Source organism: Microcystis sp. CS-574, assembly GCF_028329095.1.
GTDB lineage: Bacteria > Cyanobacteriota > Cyanobacteriia > Cyanobacteriales > Microcystaceae > Microcystis > Microcystis ichthyoblabe_A.
This window is the reverse complement of record NZ_JAQMSY010000205.1, coordinates 1-8352: the sequence shown is the minus strand read 5'-3', so window position 1 is coordinate 8352 and position 8352 is coordinate 1. Positions and strand designations below refer to the sequence as shown.

At 43.4% G+C, this 8352-nt stretch carries 9 protein-coding genes and 1 tRNA gene; 6 read left to right on the top strand and 4 right to left on the bottom strand.

Annotated features, from left to right (window positions below; all coding sequences use genetic code 11):
• The first annotated feature begins 19 nt into the window (after positions 1-19).
• Complete coding sequence (aroB, locus tag PN470_RS16305; RefSeq protein ID WP_002737777.1) at positions 20-1120, top strand: 3-dehydroquinate synthase; 1101 nt, start codon at positions 20-22, stop codon at positions 1118-1120.
• Here the strand turns inward: aroB and PN470_RS16300 are convergent.
• A complete protein-coding gene (locus tag PN470_RS16300) occupies positions 1097-2233 on the bottom strand; it encodes a geranylgeranyl reductase family protein (protein ID WP_004161880.1) in 1137 nt (378 codons plus the stop codon). The two genes, aroB and PN470_RS16300, sit on opposite strands and share 24 nt — an antisense overlap.
• A 238-nt stretch (positions 2234-2471) precedes the next feature.
• On the opposite strand from PN470_RS16300, the gene PN470_RS16295 reads away from it, so the two are divergent.
• Together PN470_RS16295 and PN470_RS16290 are read left to right on the top strand one after the other, a co-directional pair.
• On the top strand, positions 2472-3656 hold the full coding sequence (locus PN470_RS16295) for an AAA family ATPase (RefSeq protein WP_334310447.1): 1185 nt from the start codon (positions 2472-2474) through the stop codon (positions 3654-3656).
• Positions 3656-4246 carry a DUF4276 family protein gene (locus PN470_RS16290; RefSeq protein WP_272104808.1) on the top strand — a complete coding sequence of 197 codons (591 nt, stop codon included), beginning with the start codon at positions 3656-3658 and terminating at the stop codon, positions 4244-4246. The genes PN470_RS16295 and PN470_RS16290 overlap by 1 nt, the downstream gene beginning before the upstream one ends.
• Before the next feature lie 134 nt (positions 4247-4380).
• On the opposite strand, the gene PN470_RS16285 is transcribed toward PN470_RS16290, so the two are convergent.
• Positions 4381-4773 carry a DUF4278 domain-containing protein gene (locus PN470_RS16285; protein WP_024970527.1) on the bottom strand — a complete coding sequence of 131 codons (393 nt, stop codon included), beginning with the start codon at positions 4771-4773 and terminating at the stop codon, positions 4381-4383.
• A gap of 309 nt (positions 4774-5082) precedes the next feature.
• Between PN470_RS16285 and PN470_RS16280 the strand changes: the two genes are divergently transcribed.
• Together PN470_RS16280 and PN470_RS16275 are read left to right on the top strand one after the other, a co-directional pair.
• Positions 5083-5256 (top strand): hypothetical protein, encoded by a 174-nt coding sequence (locus PN470_RS16280; protein WP_199309408.1) that lies wholly within the window; start codon positions 5083-5085, stop codon positions 5254-5256.
• Between the two features lie 21 nt (positions 5257-5277).
• The gene (locus PN470_RS16275) at positions 5278-6327 is read left to right on the top strand and encodes an AI-2E family transporter (protein ID WP_272104807.1); all 1050 of its coding nucleotides are present in this window, start codon (positions 5278-5280) and stop codon (positions 6325-6327) included.
• 1 nt (position 6328) lies between these two features.
• Here PN470_RS16275 and PN470_RS16270 read toward each other — a convergent pair.
• A tRNA-Gln gene (locus PN470_RS16270) sits at positions 6329-6401 on the bottom strand.
• A 126-nt stretch (positions 6402-6527) separates the two neighbouring features.
• Here PN470_RS16270 and PN470_RS16265 point away from each other — a divergent pair.
• Positions 6528-6713, top strand: coding sequence for a hypothetical protein (locus tag PN470_RS16265; protein WP_272104806.1), 186 nt, complete (start codon positions 6528-6530; stop codon positions 6711-6713).
• Here PN470_RS16265 and ctpC read toward each other — a convergent pair.
• Positions 6703-7995: a carboxyl-terminal processing protease CtpC gene (gene ctpC, locus PN470_RS16260; protein ID WP_272104805.1), complete on the bottom strand. Its 1293-nt coding sequence runs from the start codon at positions 7993-7995 to the stop codon at positions 6703-6705. The genes PN470_RS16265 and ctpC overlap by 11 nt on opposite strands.
• Between the last annotated feature and the right edge of the window lie 357 nt (positions 7996-8352).

Sequence of the window (8352 nt, the reverse complement as noted above, 5' to 3'; positions counted from 1 at the left end):
ACCCCACACCCCACACCCCATGGCTATTTGTATTCCCGTTAATTTACCCGATCGCTCCTATAATATTCTGATCGAGAAGGGCAGTTTAGCCAATCTCGGTGCAGAAATGAGCCGGTTAAACTTAGGTAAAAAGGTTTTATTGGTTTCTAATCCCGAAATTTTTGACTATTACGGACATACAGCCGTTAATTCTCTAGAAAAAGCGGGATTTACCGTTTTTACACATCTGATCCCCGCCGGCGAAAATTATAAAACCCTCGATTCGATCGCCCAAGTTTATGATACTGCCCTCGCTCACCGGTTGGAACGTTCCTCGACTATGGTTGCCCTCGGTGGTGGTGTGATCGGGGATATGACGGGATTTGCGGCAGCCACATGGTTACGGGGCATTAATTTTGTCCAGGTTCCCACCACCCTGTTAGCGATGGTGGATGCTTCCATCGGGGGTAAAACTGGTGTTAATCATCCCCAGGGCAAAAATCTGATCGGGGCGTTTTATCAACCGAAATTAGTTCTGATCGATCCTGACGTGCTTAAAACCCTACCCGTGCGAGAATTTCGGGCTGGAATGGCAGAAGTGATTAAATACGGTGTAATTTGGGATTCTGAGTTATTTCAACAGTTAGAAGACTCGGACAATTTAGCCAGTTTTTCTCAGATCGATGGCGAGCTATTGCAAACAATTATTACAAAGTCTTGCCAAGCTAAAGCAGATGTGGTATGCACAGACGAAAAAGAAGCGGGTTTGCGGGCGATCTTAAACTATGGTCACACGATCGCCCACGGCATTGAAAGTCTAACGGGATATACTAGCGTTAACCACGGGGAAGCGGTGGCGATGGGGATGGTGGCGGCAGGAGCGATCGCTGTTAAACTGGGAATGTGGACCGCCGGGGAAAATCAACGTCAAACCGATTTAATCGAAAAAGCCGCCTTAGAAACCCGTATTCCGCCTTTAAATGCCGATGAGATGGTTAATGCTCTTACTGCCGATAAAAAGGTTAAAGATGGCAAGGTTAGATTTATTTTACCAACGGCAATCGGCCAAGTGACCATTAGCGATCGAGTCACCCCCACCCTGGTGCGCGAGGTGTTATCACCAACCGAATCCGGGCAGTAAAAGCTTTTTCAATTGTTGCATCGCTTGTTCCGTAACATCCCGGTATTTTAAATCTCCCACGAGAATACGTCCCATCATTTGACTGGCGATCGGCCGTTTAACGGCGACATTGTAGGCGATTTGGGTAAATTGATAGAATAAACCGGCTAATTTGGCCGCTAAAGCCATATCTTCCCCCCATTCTTCCCGAATTATCCGACTATAGCCCGCTAAAGCCCGATTATCTCCGGCTAAAGCTCGATCGATCGCCTCGGCTGCCTTAACTCCCGTCAAAATTGCCGGACGGATACCCTCTCCGATGAGCGGATCGAGAATCCCCGCCGCTTCCCCTGTAATTAAGGCATTTTGGGCGTGTAGCGGTTGATTTCCGTTCCAAAGGGCTAAAGCATACTCACTATAGCGATAATCCTGTAAATTCCAGCCCTTTTGACGGGCATAATTTAACAGTTGTTTTTTCAGCTCCTCGGATTTGATGCTGCCCTTAAAACAACCACCGCTAATTGTGTAACCATTAGACTTGGGAAAAGCCCAGATATAACCATTTTTTAGGGAACCAAAATCAAAAAAAGCTTTTTGGGGGGGAATAGTCGCTTCTGCGTTAGTAATTTCGAGAGTAGCCCCGATCGCTTCGTTTTTTGCCGGTAATCCCAACCAGCGACTGGTATTGCCCCTAACACCATCGGCAGCAATCAGATATTTGCCTGAAAATGTTCCTTGAGATGTGGTAACTTGCCAGTGATCTTGGACAAATTTGATCTGGGTAACTTCGCTGTTATCTTGGATAGTTGCCCCGACTGCGATCGCCTGTTGACCTAAAAAATCATCGAAACGATCCCTTTGTACCATCCACATCGGTTCTAGCATATTTAACTTAGTGGTGACGGCATCCCCCTGTTTCCAAGTAAACTGTACTTGGGTGACGGTATTCTCGATCACGGGGGTAAAATCAAAATCAAACCACTGCTTAATTGCCGGGGATACCCCCCCACCACAGGGTTTATAACGGGGTAATTTCGCTTTATCGAGGATCAGAATCGATCGTCCCTTTTTAGCTAGATGATAACCCGCCGTCGCTCCTGCTGGTCCCGCACCGATGATAATACAGTCAAACATTTGTACTAATTTAAGTCGTTGAACAAATTTATAGACAATTTACGCTATTTTGGGCAACTTGTGTTGAGTCTGGTTTCTTGTCCCTTCCTCAGGCGGTTGAGCTTGCCTCTCTAGTTTCTAACTGATTTATCCCCCAATGTCCAAGAGAGTCTAATCTCTGGCTTTTTTGTCTAATTGATCAATTATCTTCACCTGATCAATCGTATAATCAAAAAAACTATAACGGCTCGATTATATCATGAAAATTGTTTCTATTAAAATAAAAAACTATCGTATGTTTAAAAATATACACATAAGAGATATTCCCCCTTTTTGCGTGATTATTGGAGCTAACGCCACGGGAAAATCTACTCTATTTGATATTTTTGGGTTTCTGCGAGATGCCCTTAAAAACAACATTCGCCAAGCTTTACAAATTCGCGGCGGTTATAGAGAAATTATCACTAGAGGTCAAGAACAGGAAGATATTGAAATCGAGCTGCAATTTCGCATGAAAATCTTAGATACAGAACGTCTGGTTACTTATCAAATCATAATTGGACAAAACAATAATCGCCCCGTTATCAAACGCGAAATACTTCGCTATAAACGGGGTGAACACGGTAAACCTTTTCATTTTTTAGATTTTCAACTTGGTCAAGGATATGCTATCACCAACGAAGAAGATTTTAGCAAACCGGATAAAGAACTCGATCGAGAAGAACAACAGCTAGAATCTAACGACATACTAGCAATCAAAGGATTAGGACAATTTCAACGTTTTAAAGCCGCTACAGCCTTTCGTTCTCTGATTGAAAATTGGCACGTTTCTGACTTTCATATTAGCGAAGCTAGAGGAAGTAAAGAAATATCTTATGCTGAACACTTATCCCCTACTGGCGACAATATAGCTACAGTTGCTCAATATATTTATCAACAATATCCCACAATTTTTCAGCAAATTCTCGAAAAAATGAAACAACGAATTCCGGGTATTTCCTCTGTGGAAGCCAAAGAAACCGAAGACGGTCGCTTGATTTTACGTTTTCAAGATCAGGCCTTTAAAGACCCTTTTATTGATCGCTATGTTTCTGACGGGACTATGAAAATGTTCGCCTATTTAATATTACTATTCGATCCCAATCCTCATCCCCTACTCTGTGTCGAAGAACCAGAAAACCAACTTTATCCTACTTTATTAAAAGAACTAGCCGAAGAATTCGCCCACTATAGCGATCAGGGGGGTCAGGTATTTGTTTCTAGCCACTCCCCCGATTTTATCAATGCGGTTCCACTAGCTAGTATTTTCTGGCTAATTAAATCCCAAGGTATCACCCAAATCCATAGGGCTGCCGATAGCGAAATCCTAAAAAACTTAGTAGCGGAAGGCGATTTACCCGGCTATCTTTGGAATCAAGGCTGGTTTGAAGGAGTAGAACCCTAATGAACTATGATATCGTATTTTTGTTAGAAGAGTCATCTATAAAAAATGTGTTAGAAGAACTTTTGCCTAAACTTATTCCCCCAGAAATAAGGTATAAATGTATTAGTCATCAAGGCAAACAAGACCTAGCAAAATCTATTCCTATAAAACTCAAAGCTTTCAATAAATCTAGTCCCAATACCAAATTTATTATTGTCCATGATCAGGATTCCCACGATTGTCAAAAACTCAAAAAAGAACTAGGAGAAATTTGTCAAAATGCCAGTGATGCTCAAGTCTTAATTCGGATTATTTGCCATGAATTAGAATCGTGGTTTCTGGGAGATTTAGCAGCGGTGGCCAAGGCGTATAATTTAAATAGTCTCGGCCAAAAACAAAATAAAAGTAAATACAGAGAACCGGACCTGCTTAACTCGGCCAAACAAGAATTAAAAAAGCTAGTGAAAGAGTATTATGCAGGAACCCACTCTAAACAGATTGCCCCCCATCTTTCCCTAACTGAAAATAAATCGCGTAGTTTTCAAACTTTTATCCAAGGTATCAAAAATGTTGCGGAAATGATACAACGCCCCAATCCGAACCAGAACTAAAATAGACCTCGACCTAATATAATTAAAAGCCTGTAAACTCCTAACCAGGGTGATAATTTCTATCGATAAGATTTTTGCGCCCAAAAATATTCCCCCCGGTTTTGCCGAGGGGAAAGTGGAGAAAAACCGCTAATCTAGCAGTTTAAGGCTAAGTCTTGGGATTCTTTTTTCAAGAGATTAACGAGGGTTTCATCCCCATTCTCTTGAGCGATTTGTAAACGACGTTCCAGACGAAGACGAATATTGCTCAGATGGACGCTAGAAAGGGTTTCCTCTTGGACGACAATAGGGGGTTTGACAACCGGCAACGGACAAGTGCTTGGGATGACTTGTCCAGCAAGATGAGGACGGGTGCTGTAGGCAACCCCACGATACTGACGATGCAGTTTCGGCTCTAATTGGAGCATATGGCGAGGATAATGGTGATTCCAGTCTTGACCTCGATATTTACCCCCGATATCTCCAGTCTTCATCTCCAAGGGGAGAGAATCCCTTTCGTACTTAACTCCTCGATAGGCTAACATAATATCACTGACTCCCTGCAATGCTTTAAAGTGACTTTAATCCCCCTTGTCGTCCCTATTTAGGGTCAACAAACGAAAAGATCTTATTTCTTATTCTGTATCTATTTTTACATTTTGTTAGGGAAATTGAAAAAACTTTATAAAAATTTAATATTTTCTAGTTGGCCATAGTATCCTTTTCCGGCTGAGTTTGGTTGCCCACCAAAGGAGCCTCTAGGGATTTGAGGATTAAGGGGGATGATTGCCAGATTTTGAGCAATTTTTAACCTCTTCAGGGATAAGATAGTGCTGGTGTCCCCTAAACATTCATCTATGAGCGGCTTTATTATCAAAATAATCTTGATATCGGCTTTAATTTCCCTGGGAATTAAATATCTTGCCCCTTTATTATCGATCGCTCCTGGTCCTCTTAACACTTTAATTCTGGTTTTTACTCCTTTTCTGCTCACGGTTTTTGCCCTCTGGAGACGGACAATAACTGATTAGGAATTTTTCTCCTTACTCATCATGACTTTTGGCAGCAGCTTCGGTTTAGTCCTGTTAGTCTTTTGTCTGTTGATTCTCTGGCAGATTCGACAGATTCTTTTATTATTATTGATGGCGATTCTTCTGGCTCAGATTTTAAATTTGGCTGTGACTTGGTGGCAGCGTCATCACCTGAAGCGTTCCTACGCCCTAATTATCACCCTTTTTGGCTTCTTTATTGGTATTATCGGTATTTTTTTAGTAATTATACCCGCTTTAGTCCAACAATTTCGCCAATTATTTAGTTTATTACCCCAAGCGATAGAAAGACTCTGGGGACAAGTGCATCGTCTTGAGGATTATCTCGATCCTAGTCTGGCCACTGTCTTTCCAGACTTTAAAACGCTGCTGGCTCAATTACAACCCCTAATTAACCAAATTGCTGGCCGGGGTTTGAGCATTTTTTACGGTACTTTTGGCATTATCCTCAGCTTACTGCTAATTATTGCCCTGAGCTTGATGATTCTCGCCGATCCTGCCGCTTACTACCGTTGCTTTCTGCGTTTATTTCCCGCTTTCTACCGTTCTAGGGTACGATCGATCCTAGAACACTGCGATCGAGATTTAAAAGCTTGGCTAAAAGGGATTTTCTGTCATATGTTGATTATGACCTTGGGCAGTTGTTTGGGTCTATCCCTGATTGGCATTCCCCTCGCTTTTTCCCAATCTATTCTCGCAGGATTTCTCACCTTTATCCCCAACCTCGGGCCGGTTTTAAGCACGATTTTACCCTTTTCTATCGCCCTTCTGGAAGCTCCCTGGCAATCCTGGGCGGTTTTACTACTCTACAGCAGTATTTATCTGTTAATTCAGTATTTCGACCGTCATTCACCGCTGCCCATTTTAACAGTGCAGTCGCTCAAGCTCTTACCCGCTTTTACCCTGTTGGCCCAGTTGTTTTTCGCCTCGATTTTTGGCTTTTTAGGGCTATTTCTAGCGGTTCCCCTGACGCTTATCGGTCGTATTTGGCTAAAGGAAGCTTTGATCAAGGATATTCTCGATCATTGGCGGATTAGGGATAAAAAATACTAAACTGGGGATCTAGGATTCGAACCTAGGAAATGGCGGGACCAAAACCCGCTGCCTTACCGCTTGGCTAATCCCCATTGGACAGACCTTTTTAATATTAGCATTTATCTCCCCGGTTTTGTCAAGAAGTTGATAAAAATTTTTTACTTCGGGATTGAGAGACGCTATAAACAAGGGAATAGAGGGATTAAGGAGAAAAATCTATGGATAATAGCGGACAAAACTGGTACATTGTCCGGGAAAATACGGGAATTTGTCAGATTATAGCCCTAGAAAACGGAAAAACCCCAGTCAATGGTCAATACTGGGGTCCCTTTGCCGAGCGGGGAGAAGCGATCGCCCGTCGGGTGGGTTTAATTCGAGCGGGCAAATGTCAACCTATTGTTTAGCGGTATTGGTGGGCGTTTTCTTGCCTTCAGTGATTTCTTTTTCCAAGATTTCAAAAGCTTTCTTGAATTGAGGATCCTGGAAAGTTCCCACCCGATCCCGTTCCTGTTGAAGATTTTTGCGCTCTTCCTCACTCAGTTCCGACTCCACATCCGGATGAATACCATCTTTATTGATGTCGCGTCCGTCGGGGGTGAGATACTTGGCAATTGTCACCGCTAATCCGGAACCGTCACTAAGACTGCGTACCGATTGCACTAATCCCTTACCAAAGGTTTTCGTACCGACAATAACCGCCCGATCATGATCCTGTAAAGCTCCGGAGAGAATTTCACTGGCACTGGCGGAACCACCATCGACGAGGACAACTAGGGGTTTATTAGTCAAAGCTTGATTGTTAGCCCGTTGACGTTCCGTCACCCCTTTGCGATCAACCGTAGAGACAATTAAACCATCGGGTATCCACATCCGAGCGATTTCGATGCTGGCGTAGAGTAAACCGCCGGGGTTGGAACGCAGATCGAGAATATAACCCTTCACCTGTTCAGCTTCCAATTCGCGAATCGCTTGACTCATATCGCCACTAGCTTGGGCGCTAAATTGATTGAGACGGATATAACCGACTTTACCGATCGGGGTGTTTTCTGTGTGGGCGCGTACCGGGTGAATTTCAATTCTAGCCCGGGTAAGAGTCAATTCTTTCTTCTCCTCACCCCGTTGAATCGTGATCTTAACGCTTGTCCCCACTTTGCCGCGGATCATGCTCACCGCTTGATCGAGTTCCATGTCTGCGGTAGATTTACCATCGATAGCGATAATCACATCTTTGGGCAGCACACCAGCTTTAGAAGCGGGAGTATCTTCAATGGGTGAAACCACGACTAACTGCTTAGTTTTCTCATCTTTGGTCAGTTGAATCCCTACCCCAGTCAATTCTCCCGATGTATCGATCCTCATATTGTTAAACTCTTTGGGATCCATAAAACGGGTATAGGGATCATTGAGAGTTTTCAACATCTCGCGGATAGCGGTGTATGCTTCCTCTTGATTTTTGTAGGAACGATTTAAATACTGATTGCGGATGGCGTTCCAGTCCGATTGATTAAAAGTGCCATCTAAATAAGTGCGGTTGATGATCTGCCAAACCTCATCAACGGTTTCCTTGGGACTTTCCTGAAAAAAAGCTTGACTTTGGGAGAGTCGGAATCCCGCCCCCGTGACGGCGACGGTAGACAGGACCACTGCTGTAGCACCGAGAACAAGTCCGCGTTTGTTGATAACCATAGGTAATTTTCGGATAAATTAGGCTGTTCTTGCCGGAACGCTCTTTCGGGCTGACCGTCGAAATATCTTGGCAAAAAGGAGCGTTTAGGTTTACTGGAGACAGACAAAAGAACGCCTGTAGACTACTACTGTTATAACATTTATTATCTCTTTCTTTGTCAAACTGGTTATTTGAGTAGCGATCGAGTTGTCAGCAGCCCACCTCGCGACCTAAGATAGGGTTGGCTGAATAATGGTAAAAACCTTACAGGAAAGGGCTTTTAGCTTGATTGAGAGCTTCCCAAATGCACTTAAATCTGCTAGAATCTCTTAAAACCCTTGCATCACCCTTGCATCTTCTCTAATTAGTGCTAATGT

What these genes read in the sequence shown, in the direction of transcription:
- PN470_RS16300 (WP_004161880.1), bottom strand. Translation starts at nt 2,233, where the DNA reads ATGTTTGACTGTATTATCATCGGTGCGGGACCAGCAGGAGCGACGGCG.
- PN470_RS16280 (WP_199309408.1), top strand. Translation starts at nt 5,083, where the DNA reads ATGAGCGGCTTTATTATCAAAATAATCTTGATATCGGCTTTAATTTCC.
- PN470_RS16295 (WP_334310447.1), top strand. Translation starts at nt 2,472, where the DNA reads ATGAAAATTGTTTCTATTAAAATAAAAAACTATCGTATGTTTAAAAAT.
- ctpC (WP_272104805.1), bottom strand. Translation starts at nt 7,995, where the DNA reads ATGGTTATCAACAAACGCGGACTTGTTCTCGGTGCTACAGCAGTGGTC.
- aroB (WP_002737777.1), top strand. Translation starts at nt 20, where the DNA reads ATGGCTATTTGTATTCCCGTTAATTTACCCGATCGCTCCTATAATATT.
- PN470_RS16290 (WP_272104808.1), top strand. Translation starts at nt 3,656, where the DNA reads ATGAACTATGATATCGTATTTTTGTTAGAAGAGTCATCTATAAAAAAT.
- PN470_RS16265 (WP_272104806.1), top strand. Translation starts at nt 6,528, where the DNA reads ATGGATAATAGCGGACAAAACTGGTACATTGTCCGGGAAAATACGGGA.
- PN470_RS16275 (WP_272104807.1), top strand. Translation starts at nt 5,278, where the DNA reads ATGACTTTTGGCAGCAGCTTCGGTTTAGTCCTGTTAGTCTTTTGTCTG.